Here is a 20,956-nt window from a genome sequence, read left to right as displayed (position 1 = left end):
CGGCCGGGGCGGGGAGCCTTCAGATCCTCGGCGGGTCCTGCGGCCCCCGCCCCGACAGCACCTCGCCGTACGCCTGCATCAGGTCCGGGAGCCGCAGTGTCGACAAGTCGTCACGGCTCGGATCGCCGGGATAGCCGGTGAGCCGCAGGTCGCGGTAGGCGCAGCTCTTCTCGTAGAGCGTGCGCAGGAAGCGGCCGTTGCCGAGCTCGTCGATCCACGCCTGGTCGACGACGTGCCCACTGATGGAGCGCAGCTCGTCAAGGGCCTCCTCGTCCCACACGTCGCCGTTCTCGTCGGCCAGGACCTCGCCGATGGAGGTGAGTTCCAGGGGGCGGTACGAGGGGAAGTCCACGCGGGTCGTGAAGCGTGACGACAGTCCGGGGTTGGCGGCAAGGAGACGGTCCATGCCCTCGGGGTAGCCCGCGAGGATCACCACCAGGTGGTCGCGGTTGTCCTCGGCGCGCTTGAGCAGGACCTGGAGGGCCTCGTCGCCGTACGCGTCGCCCTTCCCGTAACCCGAGTTGGACAGGGAGTACGCCTCGTCCACGAAGAGGACGCCGCCGATCGCCGAGTCGATCAGCTCATTGGCCTTCACGGCGGTCTGGCCCAGGTACTCGCCGACCAGGTCCGCGCGCTGCGCCTCCACCAGATGGTCGCCGCCGAGCAGGCCCAGAGCGTAGAACGCCCTTCCCAGGATGCGGGCCACCGTGGTCTTGCCGGTGCCAGAGGGGCCGGAGAAAACGAAGTGTCGTTTCGGCGGTTGTACGGGCAACCCCTGGGCGGCCCGCAGGCGAGCCATGTTCAGCTGCGCGGAGAGCGCCTTGACCTGGCGCTTCACCGGTTCGAGGCCGACCATCCCCTCCAGTTCGGCCAGTGCGGCCTCCAGGAGCGCGGGATCGGTGGGGCCCGGCGGCAGCTGCGGTCCCGGCTGGACGGGGATCACGGCCTTCTCGCGCACGGAGTCGGACTCGGAGGGACCGCCTCCCGTGGGCAGGTCGGCCTCGGTGACCTTCAGATCACGGCCTTCGGTACCGAAGAGCGGATCGATCCCGTCGGGTCCCTCCATCGCGTCCTGCCCGAAGCCGGTCAGGGCGATCGCCGCCAGGTCGGTGACCTCGTCGTACCCGTCGCCCTCCGAGATCGCGGCGAGCCGCGCGGAGGTGTCCATGAAGGAGGGATCGACGCGATGCACCGCGCGGTAGAGCGGCAGGGCCGCAGCCGAGCGGCCCGTGCCCTCGTGCGCGCGGGCGAGCCAGTAGCGCAGTTCCTTGCGCTGCGGCTGCTCGCTGCGGCAGCGCATCAGCGCGGCGGACAGGAGCGGCTCGGCCTGGCCGTACATCTCCAGGCGTACGCGGGCCATGCCGCCGAAGAGGCCGGCCTCGATGCCCAGCATCGCGTCGTCGATCAGCGAGTCCGTGTGCCGGACCAACTGCTCCCAGTCCTTGACCAGGTAGGAGCGGCAGGCGTGCAGGAACCGCACCTGCGGATCCGCGTCGACCGGCGGCAGACCGGCCAACGCCCGGTCGAGCTCAGGGACGTGGCGTCCGTCCAGCCAGTGCGAGGCGTGCGCGAGCAGCAGATCGCGCGTGCTCTCCAGGACGGGCTGGACCCACCAGCCGAGCCAGTACCAGGAGTTGAGCGTGCGCCCGTGCCGGGTGCGCTGTTCCCCGAACCTGTCCCGGTGCTGGAACATCCGGAGCAGTGCCGTCGTCGTGTCGACGCGCAGCGCGTGCAGTCCGAGCCAGCCGTCGGCCATGCCCGGATCCATCCGCACCGCCGCCCGGAACTCCTCCTCCGCCTGTGGATAGGCGCCCATCGTGTAGGCGTCGACGCCCCTCAGCCAGGCGAGGTCGGCCGGGGCGGGTGAGCCCACCGCGTCGAAGTCCATCACGTCCCCCACAAACCGTGCCCCCGTTTGTGTACCGCCGGACCGGTGTCCGTCGGCAACTTCGCTGAACCGCCGTGCTGCGGACGGACGTTGAACCGGTGCGCAGAGCAGCCGTCCGTAAGTCGCACCGAAAGGCATCGTACCTGCGAGGGAGTGCTCGGCCGTAGGGTGCCGCACTGCGGGATCGGGCAGGCGAGGGGGGACCTCGTCGTCACCGAGGGTGAGCGAAAGACGGCTCGCGGCGTCCGGAATGCGGGGCCTGGGGCAGAACGAAGCCCCCGATCACGGGGGAACAACCGGGGGCTTCGAGTCTGCGGGCGGCCTCGAAAGGCCGCACATTCAGAACGTAAGTCCTGTAAGGGCCCTCGGTCAAGCCGAGTTGAGGCACTCTTGGAAACTCGTCAGAACTTCCGGAAGCCGTTTTCCGCGGGTTCAGCACACTGCCTCTGGTCCATCACTCTGTGTGACGGACTGGCGCTGCGTATCCGTCCCATTCGGGCCCTGCAGCACCTCATATCCCTTGCGCCACTGTCGCACCAAAGACTGAGCAAAAGGTCGTGAAGGGTCTTCCGCGAAGTGCCGGCGCTCCGCGGGTTCCCATCCATCCCAGAAGTCGCTCTGGACCGCCCCGTCCCGATGGCGCCCCCGTCCCCAGGCCTCTTCGCGGGGCAACTCCATCCACAGCAGCCTCGCGAGGAACGGGCGCAACGCGCGGCGGCCCGCGCCGACGCCCTCGACGAGGACCACGGGCGCGGGCGGCAGGGCGCGGGTCGTGGGTCCGAAGCGGCGAGCGTGCCAGTCGTACGTCTCATAGCGCGCCGTTTCGCCGCGCGAGAGCGGCAGGATGACCTGCTGTCTCATGCGGTCCGTCCAGCCGAACAGCTCGTCGTGGCTCGCGATGTCGTCGAGCCGCAGGACGGGGGCGCCGCCCAGGGCCTCGGCGAGGCGGTCGGCGAAGGTCGATTTGCCGGAGCCCGCGTGCCCGTCCACGGCGACGAGGCGGACGGGGCCGCAGGAGGGCGGCAGGCGCAGCAGATCCTCGGCGACACGGGGCAGGGGAGTGGCGTGTGCGGTCATCGCGTCCAGCGTACGGGCGCGGCGCATCCAGCGTACGGGTGCGGAATTGTCCATTCCGCGCGCCATCCCTGCTCACGTCAGTGGTCGAGGCCAATATTGGCGGACGCGGTGGTGGTCATAGCGCTGGCAGAAGTCGGCGTGGAGCAGCCATAGTTGGCCTACCGCCGTGCATCTGACCTGCCCCTTCCGGATCCGTCCGGAACCCACGTCGACTGGGGGTCCCGCCATGGACCGAGCTGATGACATGTCCCGCAGAACCGTCCTCTCCGTCGCCGCCGCCGTGGCCGCGGTAGCCGCCACGGTGAGCCCCGCCCTCGCGGCGGGCGGTCTCCAAGGCGCCGCGCGTGCGAAGCGGCCGGTGAGCAACCGTTTCTGGGTCTCGCACGCCGACTGGAGCGCGGGTACCGCGAACGGCACCCGCGCCGTGTCCGGCGCCCGCCCCGGCGTGGAGATCGCCGAGGCGGCTGGCCGCACCGACTACGCCGATCCGCACACCGGCAAGACCGCCACCTGGGAGTACGCCCAGTGGACCTCGCCCGTGCACCGTCCGGACGTCCCCGCCACGGAGGTCGTCGCCTCCTGGAACGCCCGCACACCCACCGGGACGTGGCTCCAGGTGGAGCTCCAGGGAACGTACTCCGACAAGGCGAAGACTCCCTGGTACGTCCTCGGCCGCTGGACCTCGGGCGACGACAAGGAGAAGGACATCCGCCGCACGTCGGTCGACGGCCAGAGCGACAACAAGTCGAGCATCTGGACGGACACCTTCTCCATCGACGACACGACGACGGGTCTGCGCCTGGCCTCGTACCGCCTGCGCCTGACCCTGTACCGCAAGCCGGACGCCACGGCGACCCCCACCGTGTGGCGGCTCGGCGCGATGGCGTCCGCCGTCCCCGACCGCTTCACCGTCCCGGCGTCCAAGCCGAAGCTCACGAAGGAGCTGAAGGTCCCGCGCTACTCCCAGGAGACCCACGCCGGGCAGTATCCGGAGTACGACAACGGCGGCGAGGCTTGGTGCAGTCCCACCTCGTCGCAGATGATCATCGAGTCCTGGGGCCGCAAACCGACCCCCGCCGACCTCGCCTGGGTCGACCCGTCCTACGCCGACCCCCAGGTGTGCCACGCGGCCCGCTACACCTTCGACTACCAGTACGAGGGCTGCGGCAACTGGCCCTTCAACGCGGCCTACGCGTCGACGTACAAGGACCTCCAGGGCGTCGTCACCCGCCTCACCTCACTCACCGAACTGGAGTCACTGATCGCCGCGGGCATCCCGGCCATAACGTCCCAGTCGTTCCTCAAGGAGGAGCTGACGGGCGCGGGTTACGGCACGGCGGGCCACCTGATGACGGTGATCGGGTTCACGTCGAAGGGAGACGTGATCGCCAACGATCCGGCGTCGCCCAGCAACACGGCGGTGCGCCGGGTCTACAAGCGGCGCGAGTGGGAGAACATCTGGCTCAGGACCAAGCGCAAGAACGCCGCGGGCAAGGTCGTCTCCGGGACGGGCGGCGTCTGCTACCTGTACTTCCCGGTGAAGCTCACCGCCAAGCAGAAGGCGGCGCTGGCCGACGTGGGGATTCACTGACGGGAACGCCGATGGCCCCTTCCCGTGCGGGAAGGGGCCATCGAGTGGTCGGCGGGGCTACTTGCCCTCTGGCGTGCCCCGCCGGAGTCGGGCCGCCTTCTCGTCCACCTCGTTCTGGGGCGTGCCCGCCTTCACGACGATCACCGCCTGAGAGCCGTCGGGCAGCGTCGCCTCGCGCATCTCCGTACCCAGCAACTCGGGGCGTTTGCGCTCCTGCTCGTCGTCCGTCATAAGACCTCCCAGCTCGACGAGGCACCACCGTACCCGTGGAGCAGCCGCGGATTGGGCCGCACAAGCGTCCGAGCGCGTACTTCACACGAACGCCGCCGCCGGATGGCGGGCAGCCGGCCTCAGCCCTGGACCGGGTCCACCACCCAGTCCGGGTGACCCGGCATGGGCGGTGTCTTCGAGCCGTACAGCCAGGGTCGCAGGAAGCCGTCCAGGTCCTGGCCGGAGACCTTTGACGCCAGGGCCATGTACTGCTGGGTGCTCGCGGTCCTCCCGCGGAAGTCGGTCACCCATGCCCGCTCGATCTTCTGGAACGTCGCGTCGCCGACCCGCTCCCGCAGGGCGTACAGGACCAGGGCCGAGCCGTCGTAGCGCATGCGCTTGAAGAGGTTCGGCTCGGTCGGCTCGGCGGGGGCGCCGTAGTCGTGGCGCCACTGGTCGTGGGCCGCGTAGGCGGTCTTCATGGCGGCCTCGAAGCTGTCGCCGCCGTGTTCCTGCGAGTACATCCGCTCGTAGAAGCGGGCGTGACCTTCGCTCACCCAGAGATCGGACCAGCTCTTCAGGGCGACGCTGTCGCCGAACCACTGGTGGGTCAGCTCGTGCACCATGTTCCGCTCGGCGTCGACCTTCGTGCCCAGCAGGTCGGCCTTCGGGATGAGCGAGAGCGTCTGGGTCTCCAGGGCGACACCCAGATCCGTGTCGCCGACCAGGAGGCCGTAGCGGCTGAAGGGGTAGGGGCCGAGCTTCTCCTGGAGCCAGGCGAGATGGTCCGGGGTCAGCTTGCGGTACTCGGCCGTCGGCTCGACCAGCGCGTCGGGGACGACGTCCCGCAGCGGCAGACCACCCGGGCCCTTGCCGTCGACCAGCTTGAACTTGCCGACCGCCATCTGCACCAGTTGCGTGGAAAGGGGCTGTTCGGAGTCGTACGTCCAGCGCACCCGGTCACCGGGGCGTTCCGAACGGTCGACCAGCTTGCCGTTGGCGACCGCCGTCCGGTCCTTCGGCGTGGTGATGCGGAAGGTGATCGGCGCCCGCTGGCTGGGATGGTCGTTCGCCGGGAAGATCAGCCGCGCTCCGTTTGGCTGGGGATAGACCACCGTGCCGTCGGCCGTGGGTATCCAGCCGTAGTCCTCGATGGCGTCGTCGCGGTGCCGCGTCTGTGTCGGGTCGGCGGTGTACGTGACCTTGGCCGTGAACGTACGGCCCTTGGTGATGGGGGACTTGGGCGTGACCGTCAGCTCGTCCCCGGCGCGGGACGTGCGCGCGGTCGTGCCGTCGATCTTCACGCCGTGCAGGGTGTTGCCCCCGAAGTCCAGGTTGAAGCGGGAGAGCGACTGCGTGGCGGTGGCCTTGATCGTCGCCGTCGCCTCGAACGGCGTCTTCGGGGCCTGCCAGTCGAAGTCCAGGGTGTAGTGGTCGACGCGGTACCCGCCGTTCCCGTCCAGCGGGAACATCGGGTCGCCCAGGCCGGGTGCGCCGGGCGCGGGTGCCCCGGATCCAGCGGGTGCCGAGGACGCGGACGGAGCGGCCTGCGACACCGTGCCGGTGAGGGCCGCGGTCACGGTGACGGCGGCCGCGAGGGCGATCCGTGCTCTGCGGCGGTGCGTCCGGTACGTGCTGCTCATCGGGAACCTTTCGGTCAGAAGGTCGCGCGAACGAGTCGGCGGGGATGCGCCTGGGGGTGTGCCCCGCCGCAGGTAGTGAGACGCACGACCCGGGGCCCGAGTTGCACGGGATCCGGCGGGTAAGTGACCAAGCTCTCTCCCGCGACCGCGGAATCCGATGGCAAGGTGGATGGGTCAGTGGGGGGAGTCCACCGCCGGACGTCGCGTCGAGAGGCGTGACGCATACGTATCGAGTGATGCCATGACCGCTGCCACAGCCACAGCCACAGCCACTGCCACCGCACAGACCCGCGCGACCACGCGCACCGGCGGCCCCGAGGAAGACGGCCCGAAGGTCCTTGAGCACGTCCTCGGCTGGACGCTCGTCGTCGTCCTCGCCATGCTCGTCACGCAGACCGGTCTGTTGTGACCCAGGTCTCAGGATCTTCTCGGGTGTCGCGGTCCGGGGTCGGATCGAGGTCCGCCCGCCAGTGCCGGTGCGGCACCCCCACCAGGCCGTAGAGCCATCGCACGGGCGAGCGCCGCGACAGCAGCGCGAGCCCCGCGAGGACCGCGAACAGCGGCAGGCCGATCCACCCGCCCAGGAGCCGCACGAGGACGCTGGCGATCAGTGCCCCGACGAACGGCAGGCCGTATACCCCGGCCGCCGCGATGGCGATCGCCAGGAACCGGTGCACCTCGCGGTCCTCGTCCGCACCGGGCAGCGACCAGCCCTCCATCAGCCAGCCGATCTCCGTGAACAGCATCGTGCCGATCACGGCCGCGCCGAAGAGGAGCAGGGCGAGGAACGTCCCTGACGTCAGGAAGTCCAGTACGTGGTTGACCACGCTGTCCTGCCGCCAGCCGGCGAAGTCCCGTGCCGATGGGGAGAGGAACCGCTCGTACCCCCTGCCGTCCCAGCCGTGGATCAGGGTCCCGAAGAGCAGGAAGTACCCGCCCACGCACTGGAGATACGCCCAGTAGCCCGCCCCGACCAGGACGAGCCCCTGCGCCACCAGGAACCCTAGGATCGCGGCCACGGGGATGCCGCCCGCGTAGAAGAGCACGAACCCCGCCCACACCCCGTCGTGCCCGTCCGCGACGTGCATCGTCGCCCACGCGGGGTTCTGCCAGAACAGGAAGAGCCCCGTCGGCACCATCAGGACCGCCGCGAACAGCGTGGTGAGCGCCAGATAGGGATTGGCCGCGCGGCTGCGCGTGCGCGGCCCCTCGCCCGCGTTGATCCGCTCCCACACCTGCAGCTGCCGGCCCGCCGAGAGTGCGAACGTCGCGCCGATCGCGTACGCCCAGAAGAGGGCGGCCTGGATCTGGATCATGCCGATGCCTTCAGGGTGAGTCCGCCCGCCACGATCGAGTCCGATGTCACCAGGGCCTGTTCGGCCTGGACGTCGGTCATGAAGACGAACGGCGGCACGACGGGCGGCACCGGCAGTCTGTCGGGGGTGAAGGTCAGGCAGAGCAGGCCTTCCAGGCAGCCCTTGAACTTCGTCAGGTAGAGCGTGACGGAGCCACTCAGGTCCAAGGTGTCGGCGCCCAGGGCGAGTTCCTCGCTCCCGTCGCGTGTCGTGAGCCGGTAGTCGGTGAGCGACGCGGCCTTCATCCGCAGCACCATGACCTTCAACGGCCCGTCGGCCGTGGGGATCTCGCGTACGCCTGCCAGCAGGAAACCCTGCGGCGAGAAGAGCGTGGTGGTGACCGTCGGCGGCGTCCGCGCCGCCGCGATCGCGTCGCCGGGCTCGGCCCGCGCCGGAGTACCGCCCCACAGCGTCGCCCCGATGATGACCACCGGAAGCAGCACACCGAGCGTGCGTACGCCCTGCCCGTCCCGCACCTTGGGCCGCTCGGGGTCCTCGTCCGTGTCCTCGCCCGTGTCCTGGGCCGTCGGCGTCCAGCCGAAGCCCATCGCGCTGCCCACGATGCCGAGCACCATGCCCACCAGGAACCCGCCCAGGTTCGTGGCCGCGAACGAGAGCACCGACAGGATCAGGGCGTTGACGCTCACATAGTGATGGGCGTGCGGCAGGAGCCACAGGAAGATCCCGGCGGCGATCAGGGCGAGCCCGATGCCGATCGCCGCGAGTCCGCCGAGCCCCAGGCTGACCAGGACCGTCAGCGGCGACAGCGGCACGAGGAGCAGCTCGGCGCCGCCCAGGACGAGCAGGAGACCGCCCCAGAACGGCCGGGTGCGCCGCCACGTGCGCAGCACCCGGCGTGCTTTTGGCAGCGGCAGGCGCTCGTCGAGCCAGCCGCCGCCGTCTCTGCGCCACGCGCCGATGCCGCCTCTGCCTCCGGTTGCGGCTCTCCGGCCGCCGGTCAGAAGCATTTTTTGCCGCCGAGGCTGACGTCGAGCTTCATGCCCTTGAGCCGGAAGTTCCCGCCGGTCGCCGACCAGGCGTGGGACTTCACCCCGGAGACGGTGATGTCCCCGGCCTGGAGCCCGAACTTCCCCTTCTCGCCCCTGACTCCGGACACCTCGTCGAGGGTCGAGGCGTCCCGGCCGATCTCGGCGGTGCCGAAGCGGGCGTCGCCCTGGAGGTCCTCGCCGTCGATGATGAGGTTGCTCGCGGTGACCTCGCCCGCCGGGCCGCCCGCGGTCAGCTTGAACACCACGGTGCCCACGGGGGTCTTCACCTCGGCCGCCTGGCAGATGTCGGACAGGGTCGCGTCACCGATTCCGAGGAGCGCCACCGGGTGCCCCTTGCCGTCGATGTCCCGGTCGGTCTGTACGTAGGAGGACAGGCCCTGGCTTGTGAGCTTGCCGGATGACACCTGGAAGCTGGTGCCGGAGACGGCGAAGGAGGCGGCGAGCGCCCCCTCGGCCATCACGGAGGCCATCGCGCCGACGGCCAGAACGGCCGGCAGGGCCACGACGGCCGTCTTCTTCCAGGAGGTTCTGCCTTCGCGCGAAGGGGTGCGCGCTGCGCTCATGAATCTTCCTCCCGTACGTCGGTCCAGGTGCGTAGGGGGAGTGCGTGAGAGAGCGCCCAAGGACGCAGAACCGGCAGGTGGCGTGCTTCTGCCATACTGCGGATACCCGAGGCAGTTGGAGACTAGGGCCGAAATTGAATAATAGTCAACAGCGCGGCGCCGACCGTCCCGTGGACGCCCGCCCGCAGGCGCGCGGCACCGACCGCTCCGTGGCGCGCCGCGCCGAACTCATCACCATCGGGCGGAAGTTGTTCGCCGACACGTCCTACGACGCACTCTCGATGGACGACATCGCCAAACAGGCGTGCGTCGCCAAGGGGCTGATCTACTACTACTTCAAGTCCAAGCGCGGCTACTACCTCGCGATCGTCGAGGACTCGGTCGCGGAACTGGTCGCGCGCGCCGGACGCCACGACGACCTGCCGCCCGTGGAGCGGGTGCACAGCACCATCGACGGCTATCTGCGCTACGCCGAACACCATCAGGCGGCGTACCGCACCATCATTAGCGGCGGTGTCGGCTTCGACGCCGAGGTGCAGGCCATTCGCGACGGTGTGCGCGCGGCCCTGATCGGGGCGATCGCCGACGGCGCGTACGGCCGCCGCGACATCCCGGATCTCGCACGCACGGCACTGCTCGGCTGGCTGTGCAGCGTCGAGGGCGTCACGCTCGACTGGATCGGCGTGCGGGGCCTCGCGCGTGAGACGGTCTGCGACCTGCTCGTGCGGACCCTGGGCGACACCCTGCGCGTCATCGAGGAGTTCGAGCCGTCGTTCCCCGCCCCGCCACGGCCATGAGGAAGGGGCGGGAGCCGGCCGGCTCCCGCCCCGATCACCCCGCGCGGCAGATCAGTTGATGGCCTTGATCAGCTCGCCGTTCGCCGTGTCGCCGCTGAGCTCCCAGAAGAAGGTGCCGCCCAGGCCCGCCTGGTTCTTGTAGTCCATCTTCCCCGCGATGGTCGCCGGGGTGTCATAGCTCCACCAGTCGTTCCCGCAGTGCGCGTACGCGGTCCCGCCGACCGTGCCGTTGGCCGGGCACTTGGCTTTGAGTTCCTTGTAGTCGTCGATGCCCGCCTCGTACTTGCCCGCGGCGGCGCCGGTCGCGGTGCCGCCGGGCTCCTTCTGCGTGACGCCGGTCCAGCCGCGGCCGTAGAAACCGATGCCGAGCAGGAGCTTGTCGGACGGGACGCCGAGACCCTGGAGCTTCTTGATCGTGGAGTCCGTGTTCCAGGTCGCCTTGGGCGCGCCTTCGTACGCCTTCAGCGGCGAGTGCGGGGCGGTCGGGCCCTTCGCGTCCCAGGCGCCGAAGTAGTCGTACGTCATCGGGTTGTACCAGTCGACGTACTGGGCGGCGCCCGCGTAGTCGGCGGCGTCGATCTTGCCGCCCTCCTCGGCGTCGGCCGGGATGGCCGCGGTGACGAGGTTGTCGCCGCCGAACTTCGAACGCACCGCGGACATCACGTCCTTGTACGCCGCGCGCCCGCTGGTGTCACAGGTCAGGCCGCAGGCGTTCGGGTACTCCCAGTCGATGTCGATGCCGTCGAAGACATCGGCCCACTTGGAGTTCTCGACCAGGTCGTAGCAGGACTGGGCGAACGCGGCCGGGTTCTTGGCGGCCTCGGTGAAGCCGCCGGACCAGGTCCAGCCGCCGAAGGACCACAGGACCTTGAGGTCGGGGTGGAGCTTCTTGAGCTTGCGGAGCTGGTTGAAGTTGCCGCGCAGGTCCTGGTCCCAGGTGTCGGCGACGCCGTCCACGGACTGGTCGGCGGTGTACGCCTTGTCGGTCGCCGCGTAGGCGTCGCCCGTCGTGCACTTGCCGCCCTGGACGTTGCCGAAGGCGTAGTTGATGTGTGTGAGCTTGTCGGCCGAGCCGGAGGTCTCGATGTTCTTGACGTGGTAATTCCGGTCGTAGACACCCCATTCGGTGAAGTACCCGACGACCTTGGAACCGGCAGCGGCGTTGGAGCCGACAGAGGTCTTGGAACCGGCAGCGGTCTTGGAACCGGCTGTGGCCTCGGTCCCGGCAGCGGCCTGCGAGCTCGCGGCCTTGACGGACCCGTTGTCGGGTCCCGCGGTGGCGGTGCCCGCTCCGGCGAGCAGACCTCCGCCGAGCACGGCACAACACGCGGTGGCGATGAGCGCCCGGAAGGGGGCGCGGGGAAGGTGCGGTCTGAGCATCGTTTCTCCTCGTGGGGGGAGAGAGGCGCATGGGGGGACATGGTGCTGTTGACCTGCGGGTGCCAGCTGACGTCGGTGAACGTTGAATTGGCATGAACGCGGTAAAGCGCTCGACTGGACTCTAGGAGGACTAGACCAGTGGGGTCAATGGTTCGGACCAATTCCGCGCCCTCCCCTTGCGGGCGTCGGCTATCTTTTGAGTAAGCGGTCGTTAACTAGTGACTGGCAGCCCCCGATCGGGCATACTCAACGCGCCAGAGCCGCTGGTCACAGCGCCTTCCGCGACCCGGAAGGGCACCACTGGCCGGGCCGTGAGACACGGTGGCGCCCGTACTACCCCGCGGGTCCGCCGCAGTGCCGAGAGGGAGGATGCGATCGCCATGCCTGAGCGAACCTTGCAGCAACCGGTGGACCGTCAGCCGCCCACGGACGAGGCGCGGGATCTGTTCTCGCTCGTCCGTGACCTCGTCCAGCGGGAGATAGCTCCCCGCGCGGCCGAGGAGGAGGACGCCGGGCACTTCCCGCGCGAGGTCTTCACCCTCCTCTCCGATTCCGGACTGCTCGGACTTCCGTACGCGAGTGAGTTCGGCGGCGGCGACCAGCCGTACGAGGTCTATCTCCAGGTCCTTGAAGAGCTCGCCGCCGCCCGGCTCACCGTCGGCCTCGGCGTCAGCGTCCACTCCCTGTCCTGCCACGCGCTCGCGGGGTACGGCACCAAGGAGCAGCAGGCCGAGCACCTGCCCGCGATGCTCGGCGGCGGACTGCTCGGGGCGTACTGCCTCTCCGAGCCCGCGTCCGGCTCGGACGCCGCGTCCCTGCGGACGAAGGCCGTGCGCGAGGAGGGGGGTGCCTCCCGTTCGAGCGGAGCCGGGAGCGGGGGAGACTGGGTGATCACCGGGACCAAGGCCTGGATCACGCACGGCGGGGTGGCCGACTTCTGCACCGTCCTTGCCCGCACCGGCGGCGAAGGCGCCCGCGGCATCTCCGCGTTCCTCGTGCCGGGCGACGCCGAGGGCCTGAGCGCGGCGCAGCCGGAGAAGAAGATGGGCATGAAGGGCTCACCCACCGCCCAGATCCACTTCGACGGGGTGCGGGTGTCCGACGCCCGCCGCATCGGCGAGGAGGGGCAGGGCTTCGCGATCGCGCTCTCCGCGCTCGACTCGGGGCGGCTCGGCATCGCGGCCTGTGCCGTCGGAGTGGCCCAGGCGGCGCTCGACGAGGCGCTTCGATACGCCACCGAGCGGCGGCAGTTCGGGCGGCCGATCGCGGACTTCCAGGGCCTTCGGTTCATGCTCGCGGACATGGCGACGCAGATCGAGGCGGGGCGGGCGCTCTATCTCTCCGCGGCGCGGTTGCGCGACGCGGGCAGGCCGTTCTCCAAGCAGGCGGCCATGGCGAAACTGCTGTGCACGGACGCCGCGATGAAGGTCACGACGGACGCCGTGCAGGTGCTCGGCGGCTATGGCTACACCGCGGACTTCCCCGTGGAGCGCTTGATGCGCGAGGCCAAGGTGCTGCAGATCGTCGAGGGCACCAATCAGATCCAGCGGATGGTCATCGCCCGTCACCTCGCGGGTCCCGAAACGCGTTGAACTGACCGAGCCTGACCGGGGGTGCCGTGAGCCGCGCCCACTCCGGGTCGTGGCGGCCCGGCAGGGTCTTGCCGCGCTCGGCCCAGCTGCGGATGAGGGCGCGGTAGATCGGCGGGTCCTGGGGGTGCGGCGGCTGGGGCTGCGGGTACTGCTGGGGTGACTGATGGTGTTGCTGGGGCGGTTGATGCGGTTGATGCGGTTGATGGTGCTGCGGTGGATGGGGATGCTGCGGGGGCTGAGGATTCTGGGGAACCGATTCTGCGGCGGCCGGGGGAACCGTCAGAAGGGTGCGCCTGCGTCGGCCGGTCGGCGGGTGCGCCATGGGCATCGGCGTGGGTGTGGTCATACGCGGCCAACGCGCCCCGCGGGGGACAGGTCACCGCCCGTCGGATTCGAGCGTCAGTTCGCGGCGTGCCCGGGGCGCCCCGCGTCGCCCGGCATCCGCATGATGCGTGCGCCCCCGCGTGCACGTGAGCCGCGCGCGCCCACGGTCCGGTGAACGCGGACCGACACGTCTCTGGCTCCGTCAAGCGGTCTGACGTACCGTCAACGCCTTGTCGGCGCAGCGGAATTCGCCGCGCCTCCGCGAACTGCCGTGTGCCCAGGGAGGCTGACCGTGGCAGACGACCGTCCCGTCCCGCTCGACGAGTACCCGATCCATCAGGTGCCGCTGTCCATGAAGCAGGTCGCGACGGGCGACCGCAACGCCTACGACCGCTGCATCTTCCACCTCTTCGACCACGAGGGGCGCTCCCTCCTCATCCTCGGGCTCGGCGTCTACCCGAACGTGGGTGTGATCGACGCGTACGCCACTCTGCGCAGGGGAGACACGCTCCATGCCGTGCGCGCGTCGGACGCGCTCGGCGACGACCGGATGAACCTCTCGGTGGGCCCGCTGACCATCACCGTCGAGGAGCCACTGCGGCGGTTGCGCCTGAGGTGCGCCGCCGATCCCGACGACCCCGCGTCGCTCTCGTACGACATCACGTGGGCCGCGGACTTCCCTGCCCTCTGGGAGCCGCACCACATTCAGCGGCGCGGTGACCGGCTCTCCCTCGAAGGGCGTCGCTTCGTCCAGGCGGGCGGCTGCTCCGGTGTGATCCGGGTCGGCGGCGAGGACATACCGGTGACGGCGGGTCAGTGGACCGCGACCCGCGATCGCAGTTGGGGTGTGCGGCCGATACCCGGGGAGGAACGCGGGCGGCTGGAGGAGGAGTTCGGTACCGAGGGCTTCCACTGGATCTGGAGCCCGGTGCGCTTCGACGACCGCTTCCTGATGGTCATCGCCCAGGAGGACGCGGACGGCTACCGTTCCCTCAACGAGGCGACACTCGTCCGGCACGGCGTGCGTGACCGCCAACTCGGCTGGCCCCAGGCCGACATCACCTACCGCTCCGGCACCCGCCACCCCGAGCACGCCGTCATCCACCTCACCGACCCCGACGGCCGTAAGCCCATGGAGCTCGGTGTCGAGGTGCTCGCCTCCCTGCCGCTCGCCGTGGGCGCGGGCTATCCGCCGGCCGACGACTGGCAGCACGGCACCTGGCAGGGGCGTGGCTGGACCGACCGCCGCGCCTACGACCTGTCCGACCCCGCGGCGCACCCGAGAGCCGCGTACGGGGTCATCGACCATGCCGCCCGCTTCACGCTCAACGGGCGTACGGGGTACGGCATTTTCGAGCACGGAAGCTTCGGCCGCCACGACCCGAGCGGCTTCACCGGCTTCGAATCGGTCGCGCCCTGAGAGGAGTCCCGCGATGCCGACAGCACCCCGTCAGCCCCGCCCCCGCATCAGCACCCGCGACCCGGAGGAGCTCGCCCGCAGACTCACGGCCTGGCTCGGCGCGCGGCTGCCCGGCGCCAAGGCCACCGGCGTACGGGTTCCCGAGTCCAACGGCATGTCGAGCGAGACCCTCCTGTTCGACATCGAACACCCAGAACCGCCCCTGAGAGCCTGCGCGTTGCGCGTCTCCGCCGACCCGGCCGCGTACACGATCTTCCCGGTCTACGACCTGCCGCGCCAGCACCGCACGATGCGGCTCGTCGCCGAGCACACCGACCTGCCCGTGCCGCGCGTGCTGTGGCTGGAGGAGGATCCGGGGCCGCTCGGCGCGCCCTTCTTCGTCATGGAGCGGGTCGAGGGGCGCGTGCCGCCGGACGTGATGCCCTATACGTACGAGGGGAATTGGCTCCACGCGGCGAGCGACGCCGAACGCGCTCACCTGGAAGAGGCGTCGATCCGCCTGATCGCATGCCTCCACGACCAAGCGCCCGTAGCGGAAGCCGAGTTCCTCGCCCTGCCCGGTGAAGGCAGCCCGCTGCGCCGCCACGTCGCCGCCCAACGCGCCTACTACGACTGGGTGGTCGAAGGGCTGCCCCGCTCACCCCTCATCGAGAGCGCCTTCGAGCGCCTTGAGGAGTGGTGGCCGGACGACGAGGGCGAGACCGTGCTCAACTGGGGCGACGCACGCATCGGGAACGTCATCTACGACGGCTTCGACCCCGCGGCCGTACTGGACTGGGAGATGGCGGCGCTCGCACCCCGCGAGGTCGACCTCGGCTGGATGGTCTACCTGCACCGCTTCTTCCAGGACCTGACGGTGGGCTTCGGGCAGGAGGGCCTGCCCGGCTTCCTGCGCCGCGACCTCATCGAGGAGCGCTACGCACGGCTCACGGGCCACACACCGCGGTCCATGGACTTCCACACGCTGTACGCGGCGCTGCGGCACGCCGTCGTCATGCTGCGCGTCGCCTACCGGCAGGTGCACTTCGGCGAGGCCGCGATCCCCGAGCATCCGGACACGCTGATCCTGCACCACGCCAGCCTGGCGGCCATGGTGCAGGGCAGCTACTGGTAGGTGTCAGGCCGCGGAGCGCCGGTCCTGCTCGGGCACGCGACGCGGGCGCGAGGCCTGGCCGCCGACGTGCGAGAAGGGCTGGGTGCGCCAGTCGAGTCCCTGAGGGAGCGTCAACAGCAGCGCCATGTCCTGCTCCTGAACCTCCATCGACTCGTCCGCGGGCTCCGCGTCGGCCGCGGCGCGGCCCGTGCCCGCACACACCGTGAGGCCGAACGGATTCCACCGGGTGGCGCACAGCGCGTGCTCGGGCAGGACGTCCTCGTCGGCGAGGAGCGCGATCGGCTGCGCGCAGTCCGGGCACGTCACCCGGTACATCTCGAAGGTGTCGTACGCGTCGAACTCGGATTCAACCGGTTCGACGCCCTCCGATACGAGTGCCGACATGGATTCATCGGAGCGCTGCTGCTTACTGCGGGCAGAGCGACCGGGGCGCTTCAAGTTCTGCATGGGATTCTCCCCCTTGGGTGGGCCGAGAAGGCGCTGCGGCCTCGGCCACAGCAAGCACTTCCCGTCCCGTCGTAGAGGTAATCGTGGCATCCCTTTGGACACGGTCACACGCATGTGGCGTTCGTCACATGCCCGGAGAAGGTGCCGCCGTCGCGCCGACAGGTACCCGGAGGGATCAAGAGCCCTGTAGGTTCAGCGCATGGAGGAGCTGGACCGACAGATCGTGCAGCTGCTCGTCAAGGACGGGCGGATGAGCTATACCGACCTGGGCAAGGCCACAGGCCTGTCCACATCGGCCGTGCACCAGCGTGTGCGCCGCCTGGAGCAGCGCGGTGTCGTGCGCGGCTATGCCGCGGTCGTGGACCCGGAGGCCGTCGGCCTGCCGCTCACGGCGTTCATCTCGGTGAAGCCGTTCGACCCCAGCGCGCCCGACGACATCGCCGAACGCCTCGCGGGCGTCCCGGAGATCGAGGCGTGCCACAGCGTGGCGGGCGAAGAGAACTACATCCTCAAGGTGCGCGTCGCGACCCCCCTGGACCTCGAACACCTGCTGAGCCGCCTGCGCGCACTCGCCGGCGTCTCCACGCGGACGACGGTCGTGCTCTCCACTCCGTACGAGGCCAGGCCCCCGCAGGTCTGAGCCGCCCGTGGGCGACCCCTGCGCGGGGCCCGCGCAAGGAGGGGCCAAACTGGTCCCATGAGCCTGAGCACCACCCCCCAGAACGGCCCTGAGGGCCACCGCACCGTGCTGCTGCGCGGCGGAGACGTCCACAGCCCCGCCGATCCGTTCGCCACGGCCATGGTCGTCGAACGCGGGCACGTCGCCTGGGTGGGTTCCGAGGGCGCGGCCGACGCGTTCGCCGACGGCGTGGACGAGGTCGTCGATCTCGAAGGGGCACTCGTCACCCCGGCGTTCACCGATGCGCACGTGCACACCACGGCGACCGGACTCGCCCTGACGGGACTGGACCTGACGGGTGCCCGCTCCCTCGACGACGCGCTCGCTCTCGTACGCGGACACACCGCCGACCGGCCGCACGACCGCGTGCTCCTTGGCCACGGCTGGGACGCCGCACGCTGGACCGACGGCCGTCCGCCCACGCGCGCGGAGCTGGACGAGGCGACCGGCGGCCGTCCCCTCTACCTCTCCCGCATCGACGTCCACTCGGCCGTCGTCACCACGGCCCTTCTCGACCTCGTCCCCGGCGTCACCGGGCGCACCGGCTTCCACGCGGACGCGCCGCTGACCGCCGACGCCCACCACGCCGTGCGCGCCACCGCCCTCGGCGCCGTCACCCCGCGGCAGCGCACCGAGGCCCAGCGCGCGGCGCTGAAGCACGCCGCGTCCCTCGGTATCGGCTCCGTGCACGAGTGCGCGGGCCCTGAGATCTCCAGCGAGGACGACCTGACGGGTCTGCTTCGCCTCGCCGCCGACGAGGCCGGTCCTCGCGTCGTCGGCTACTGGGCGCAGCAGGGTGCGGAAGGCGTCGCCCGTGCAAAGGAACTGGGGGCCGTCGGAGCGGCGGGTGACCTCTTCGTCGACGGCGCCCTCGGCTCGCACACCGCCTGTCTGCACGAGCCGTACACCGACTCCGGCCACACCGGCACCGCCTACCTGGACGCCGCCGCCGTCGCCGCGCACGTCGTCGCCTGCACCGGGGCGGGCGTCCAGGCGGGCTTCCACGCCATCGGTGACGCCGCGGTGACCTCGGTCGTCGAGGGCGTCCGCGCGGCCGCAGAGAAGGTCGGCCTGGCCCGCGTCCGGGCCGCCAGGCACCGCGTGGAGCACGCCGAGATGCTCACCCCGGAGACGATCGCCGCTTTCGCCGAGCTGGGTCTCACCGCCTCCGTGCAGCCCGCCTTCGACGCCCTGTGGGGCGGCGAGGACGGCATGTACGTCCAACGCCTCGGCGCGGAGCGGGCCCGCACCCTCAACCCGTACGCGGCCCTCCTGCGCACCGGCGTCCCGCTCGCCTTCGGATCCGACAGCCCGGTCACGCCGCTCGACCCCTGGGGCACCGTGCGCGCCGCCGCGTTCCATCAGACCCTCGAACACCGTGTTTCGGTGCGGGCCGCGTTCACCGCCCACACCCGGGGCGGCTGGCGGGCCGTCGGCCGGGACGACGCGGGCGTCCTGGTGCCGGGGGCTCCCGCCGACTACGCCGTCTGGCGTACGCCGGAACTAGTGGTCCAGGCGCCGGACGACCGTGTCGCGCGCTGGTCGACCGACCCGCGCTCCGGAACCCCCGGTCTGCCCGACCTGACCCCCGGCGTCGCACTTCCCGTCTGCCTGCGCACGGTCGTCTTCGGAAAACCGGTCTTCGTAGGGCCGGACGAGTGATGTCCCGGCGGTGCGTACCGCCGATCGCGGCCGGTTGTCGCGTCGCGCGACCTGGGTATCCTCGGCACTGACCTGGCTGTTTTTGGAATCGCCGCAGGTCAAACGGCTATTGACAGAACGCCGCCGTAGGCCGGTAGGTTCGGCCGGGTCCACCAAAGGACGTCCGACCGGAGAATCTCCACGCAAACGTCGAACGCCGCTGGGCCATGGGTGGTGTGCCGCACCGGCGCACCGCCACTGGGAGCCAGGTCCAGCGCCCGCGCCGCGGATGCGAGGGAACGTTCCACCGGGTCGGCAGGTGTGACCCGGGTCGGGCCCGGACGCTCAGTAGACAACGGCTCTCGGTCGACCCGCAGCCAGCGGGCCCCAGGTCGGCCCGAAGGGCGCCGGGCCCCGACCCGTAGTACTCCCCTTCCCTCAACCGCCCGTGCCGTCGTGGCCGTGCGGGAAGCGGCCACTATGGTGGTCCTCTGCGTACGAACGAAGGGGCAGTAGTGAACGACGGCGGTGGGGTCTCCGAAACCGGTGACCAGGGGAGGCAGTTCGGCCCGCTCGGCATGGCCTTGGTGATCATTCCGACCTACAACGAGGCGGAGAACATCCAGTCCATCGTCGGCCGTGTCCGGGTCTCCGTGCCCGAGGCGCACATCCTCGTCGCCGACGACAACAGCCCCGACGGCACCGGCAAGATCGCCGATGAGCTCGCGGTCCAGGACGACCAGGTCCACGTACTGCACCGCAAGGGCAAGGAAGGTCTCGGCGCGGCCTACCTCGCGGGCTTCCAGTGGGGCCTTGACCACGACTACGGCGTGGTCGTGGAGATGGACGCCGACGGCTCCCACCAGCCCGAGGAACTGCCCCGGCTGCTCACCGCGCTCAAGGGCGCCGACCTGGTCCTCGGCTCGCGCTGGGTGCCGGGCGGCCGGATCGTGAACTGGCCCAAGTACCGCCAGCTCATCTCGCGCGGCGGCAGTACGTACTCCCGGGTGATGCTCGACGTGCCGATCCGCGACGTCACGGGCGGCTACCGCGCCTTCCGCCGCGAGACCCTCGAAGGCATCGGCCTCGACGAGGTCGCCTCGCAGGGCTACTGCTTCCAGGTCGACCTGGCCCGCCGGGCGATCAAGTCGGGCTATCACGTCGTCGAGGTGCCGATCACCTTCGTCGAGCGGGAGCTCGGCGACAGCAAGATGAGCCAGGACATCGTCGCCGAGGCACTGTGGCGCGTCACGGCGTGGGGTGTGGGGGAGAGGGTGGGCCGCGTGGGCCGGGCCCTCGGCCGCAAGGACACCGACGCCCTCGGCCGCAAGGCCGCCGAGCCGCTTGGCGGGAAGGCCGCCGAGCCGCTTGGCGGGAAGGCCGCCGAACCGCTGGGCCGCAAGGACGCCGAGCCGCTGGGCCGCAAGGAGACCGTGGGGGCGGAGGAGCCTCCGAGGGATCCCAAGGCCTCCTGACCATCGCTCCGGCGGTCGCTTGTTGATCATTTCCTTACGCCGGTCTGAGCCGGGTCCAGGCACACTGGAACCATGACGACTGGCGCATCGCCCACCAGACCCGCCCGGCCCCGGCGCTCCCGCGTCCTGAGGTTCCTGCCGCTCGGCATCGCCGCCTGGCTGGTCCTTGAGATCTGGCTGCTCACCGTGGTGGCGGGCGCGGCGGGCGGGCTCACGGTCTTCCTGCTGCTCGTGGCCGGTGTCGTGCTCGGCGGCATGGTGATCAAGCACGCGGGCCGCAGGGCCTTCCGCGAGCTGAGCGAGGCCGTGCAACAGCAGCAGGGCGGTCTGGCGCCCAACCCCTCCGAGCGGGGCGGCGGCAACGCCTTGACGATGCTCGGCGGCCTGCTGATCATCCTGCCGGGACTGATCTCCGACGCCCTGGGACTGCTCCTGCTCGTCCCTCCCGTCCAGAAGGCCGTCAGCCGTACGGCGGAGAAGACTTTCGAGCGCAAGGTCCGTGAGGCCGCACAGGGCGGTCTCGGCGACGCGTTCCAGCAGGCCCGCATGCACCGCCCGGACGGCAAGGTCGTCCAGGGCGAGGTCATCAGGGACGACGAACGGTAGGACCGCTACCCGCACCCGGACGACCCGCAGCTCCCGCCGCGCTGAGCGGCTGAGCGGCTGGGCGGGCTCTTGAGCAGCCGCCCGCCCGGGGCGGGCGGCTGTGAGGGCAGCACGAAGGCCGGGGCCACTGCTCAGCAGTGGCCC

At 70.5% G+C, this 20,956-nt stretch carries 19 protein-coding genes; 10 read left to right on the top strand and 9 right to left on the bottom strand.

Annotation, left to right across the window (positions count from 1 at the left end):
• Positions 1-19 precede the first annotated feature (19 nt).
• Both ACFVXC_RS36610 and ACFVXC_RS36605 read right to left on the bottom strand, forming a co-directional pair.
• Positions 20-1,888 (bottom strand): AAA family ATPase, encoded by a 1,869-nt coding sequence (locus tag ACFVXC_RS36610; protein WP_389914679.1) that lies wholly within the window; start codon positions 1,886-1,888, stop codon positions 20-22.
• Positions 1,889-2,320: 432 nt separating this feature from the next.
• On the bottom strand, positions 2,321-2,965 hold the full coding sequence (locus ACFVXC_RS36605) for a uridine kinase (RefSeq protein ID WP_389914897.1): 645 nt from the start codon (positions 2,963-2,965) through the stop codon (positions 2,321-2,323).
• Between the two features lie 226 nt (positions 2,966-3,191).
• Between ACFVXC_RS36605 and ACFVXC_RS36600 the strand changes: the two genes are divergently transcribed.
• Positions 3,192-4,556: a peptidase C39 family protein gene (locus ACFVXC_RS36600; protein WP_389914676.1), complete on the top strand. Its 1,365-nt coding sequence runs from the start codon at positions 3,192-3,194 to the stop codon at positions 4,554-4,556.
• Positions 4,557-4,613: 57 nt separating this feature from the next.
• Here the strand turns inward: ACFVXC_RS36600 and ACFVXC_RS36595 are convergent, their stop codons facing one another.
• Both ACFVXC_RS36595 and ACFVXC_RS36590 read right to left on the bottom strand, forming a co-directional pair.
• Complete coding sequence (locus ACFVXC_RS36595) at positions 4,614-4,787, bottom strand: hypothetical protein (protein WP_389914673.1); 174 nt, start codon at positions 4,785-4,787, stop codon at positions 4,614-4,616.
• Positions 4,788-4,906: 119 nt separating this feature from the next.
• Positions 4,907-6,409 carry a M1 family metallopeptidase gene (locus tag ACFVXC_RS36590; protein ID WP_389914670.1) on the bottom strand — a complete coding sequence of 501 codons (1,503 nt, stop codon included), beginning with the start codon at positions 6,407-6,409 and terminating at the stop codon, positions 4,907-4,909.
• Positions 6,410-6,650: 241 nt separating this feature from the next.
• On the opposite strand from ACFVXC_RS36590, the gene ACFVXC_RS36585 reads away from it, so the two are divergent.
• Positions 6,651-6,818, top strand: a complete 168-nt coding sequence (locus tag ACFVXC_RS36585; protein ID WP_389914667.1) for an SCO1431 family membrane protein — start codon at positions 6,651-6,653, stop codon at positions 6,816-6,818.
• Here the strand turns inward: ACFVXC_RS36585 and ACFVXC_RS36580 are convergent.
• Genes ACFVXC_RS36580 through ACFVXC_RS36570 form a run of 3 tightly spaced genes read right to left on the bottom strand, consistent with a single transcriptional unit; the run spans position 6,796 to position 9,337 of the window.
• Positions 6,796-7,725 (bottom strand): hypothetical protein, encoded by a 930-nt coding sequence (locus ACFVXC_RS36580; RefSeq protein WP_389914664.1) that lies wholly within the window; start codon positions 7,723-7,725, stop codon positions 6,796-6,798. The two genes, ACFVXC_RS36585 and ACFVXC_RS36580, sit on opposite strands and share 23 nt — an antisense overlap.
• On the bottom strand, positions 7,722-8,732 hold the full coding sequence (locus tag ACFVXC_RS36575) for a DUF6114 domain-containing protein (protein ID WP_389914661.1): 1,011 nt from the start codon (positions 8,730-8,732) through the stop codon (positions 7,722-7,724). The genes ACFVXC_RS36580 and ACFVXC_RS36575 overlap by 4 nt, the downstream gene beginning before the upstream one ends.
• Entirely contained in the window at positions 8,723-9,337 is a 615-nt protein-coding gene (locus ACFVXC_RS36570; protein ID WP_389914658.1) for a DUF6230 family protein, read from the bottom strand. Before ACFVXC_RS36570 ends, ACFVXC_RS36575 begins: the two co-directional genes overlap by 10 nt.
• Positions 9,338-9,471: 134 nt before the next feature.
• Between ACFVXC_RS36570 and ACFVXC_RS36565 the strand changes: the two genes are divergently transcribed.
• Positions 9,472-10,134 (top strand): TetR/AcrR family transcriptional regulator, encoded by a 663-nt coding sequence (locus ACFVXC_RS36565; protein ID WP_389914655.1) that lies wholly within the window; start codon positions 9,472-9,474, stop codon positions 10,132-10,134.
• A gap of 51 nt (positions 10,135-10,185) precedes the next feature.
• On the opposite strand, the gene ACFVXC_RS36560 is transcribed toward ACFVXC_RS36565, so the two are convergent.
• On the bottom strand, positions 10,186-11,514 hold the full coding sequence (locus tag ACFVXC_RS36560; RefSeq protein ID WP_389914652.1) for a glycoside hydrolase family 18 protein: 1,329 nt from the start codon (positions 11,512-11,514) through the stop codon (positions 10,186-10,188).
• A gap of 380 nt (positions 11,515-11,894) precedes the next feature.
• Between ACFVXC_RS36560 and ACFVXC_RS36555 the strand changes: the two genes are divergently transcribed.
• The 3 genes from ACFVXC_RS36555 to ACFVXC_RS36545 all read left to right on the top strand — a co-directional run bounded on the left by ACFVXC_RS36555 (position 11,895) and on the right by ACFVXC_RS36545 (position 15,964).
• Positions 11,895-13,106, top strand: a complete 1,212-nt coding sequence (locus tag ACFVXC_RS36555; RefSeq protein ID WP_389914649.1) for an acyl-CoA dehydrogenase family protein — start codon at positions 11,895-11,897, stop codon at positions 13,104-13,106.
• 616 nt (positions 13,107-13,722) lie between these two features.
• Positions 13,723-14,850, top strand: a complete 1,128-nt coding sequence (locus ACFVXC_RS36550; RefSeq protein ID WP_389914646.1) for a hypothetical protein — start codon at positions 13,723-13,725, stop codon at positions 14,848-14,850.
• A 13-nt stretch (positions 14,851-14,863) separates the two neighbouring features.
• Positions 14,864-15,964, top strand: coding sequence for a phosphotransferase family protein (locus ACFVXC_RS36545; protein ID WP_389914643.1), 1,101 nt, complete (start codon positions 14,864-14,866; stop codon positions 15,962-15,964).
• Positions 15,965-15,967: 3 nt separating this feature from the next.
• Here the strand turns inward: ACFVXC_RS36545 and ACFVXC_RS36540 are convergent, their stop codons facing one another.
• Positions 15,968-16,411 carry a hypothetical protein gene (locus ACFVXC_RS36540; RefSeq protein WP_389914640.1) on the bottom strand — a complete coding sequence of 148 codons (444 nt, stop codon included), beginning with the start codon at positions 16,409-16,411 and terminating at the stop codon, positions 15,968-15,970.
• A gap of 199 nt (positions 16,412-16,610) precedes the next feature.
• Here ACFVXC_RS36540 and ACFVXC_RS36535 point away from each other — a divergent pair, with 199 nt between their 5' ends.
• The 4 genes from ACFVXC_RS36535 to fxsA all read left to right on the top strand — a co-directional run bounded on the left by ACFVXC_RS36535 (position 16,611) and on the right by fxsA (position 20,812).
• Positions 16,611-17,051 (top strand): Lrp/AsnC family transcriptional regulator, encoded by a 441-nt coding sequence (locus ACFVXC_RS36535; protein ID WP_389914637.1) that lies wholly within the window; start codon positions 16,611-16,613, stop codon positions 17,049-17,051.
• Between the two features lie 57 nt (positions 17,052-17,108).
• Positions 17,109-18,752 carry an amidohydrolase gene (locus tag ACFVXC_RS36530; RefSeq protein ID WP_389914634.1) on the top strand — a complete coding sequence of 548 codons (1,644 nt, stop codon included), beginning with the start codon at positions 17,109-17,111 and terminating at the stop codon, positions 18,750-18,752.
• Between the two features lie 494 nt (positions 18,753-19,246).
• Complete coding sequence (locus ACFVXC_RS36525) at positions 19,247-20,206, top strand: polyprenol monophosphomannose synthase (protein WP_389914631.1); 960 nt, start codon at positions 19,247-19,249, stop codon at positions 20,204-20,206.
• A 72-nt stretch (positions 20,207-20,278) separates the two neighbouring features.
• Positions 20,279-20,812 (top strand): FxsA family membrane protein, encoded by a 534-nt coding sequence (fxsA, locus tag ACFVXC_RS36520; protein WP_389914628.1) that lies wholly within the window; start codon positions 20,279-20,281, stop codon positions 20,810-20,812.
• Positions 20,813-20,956: the final 144 nt, after the last annotated feature.

This window comes from Streptomyces sp. NPDC058257 (genome assembly GCF_042881845.1).
GTDB lineage: Bacteria > Actinomycetota > Actinomycetes > Streptomycetales > Streptomycetaceae > Streptomyces.
The sequence above is the reverse complement of the archived record's forward strand: the minus strand, read 5'-3'. Positions and strand labels throughout refer to the sequence as shown.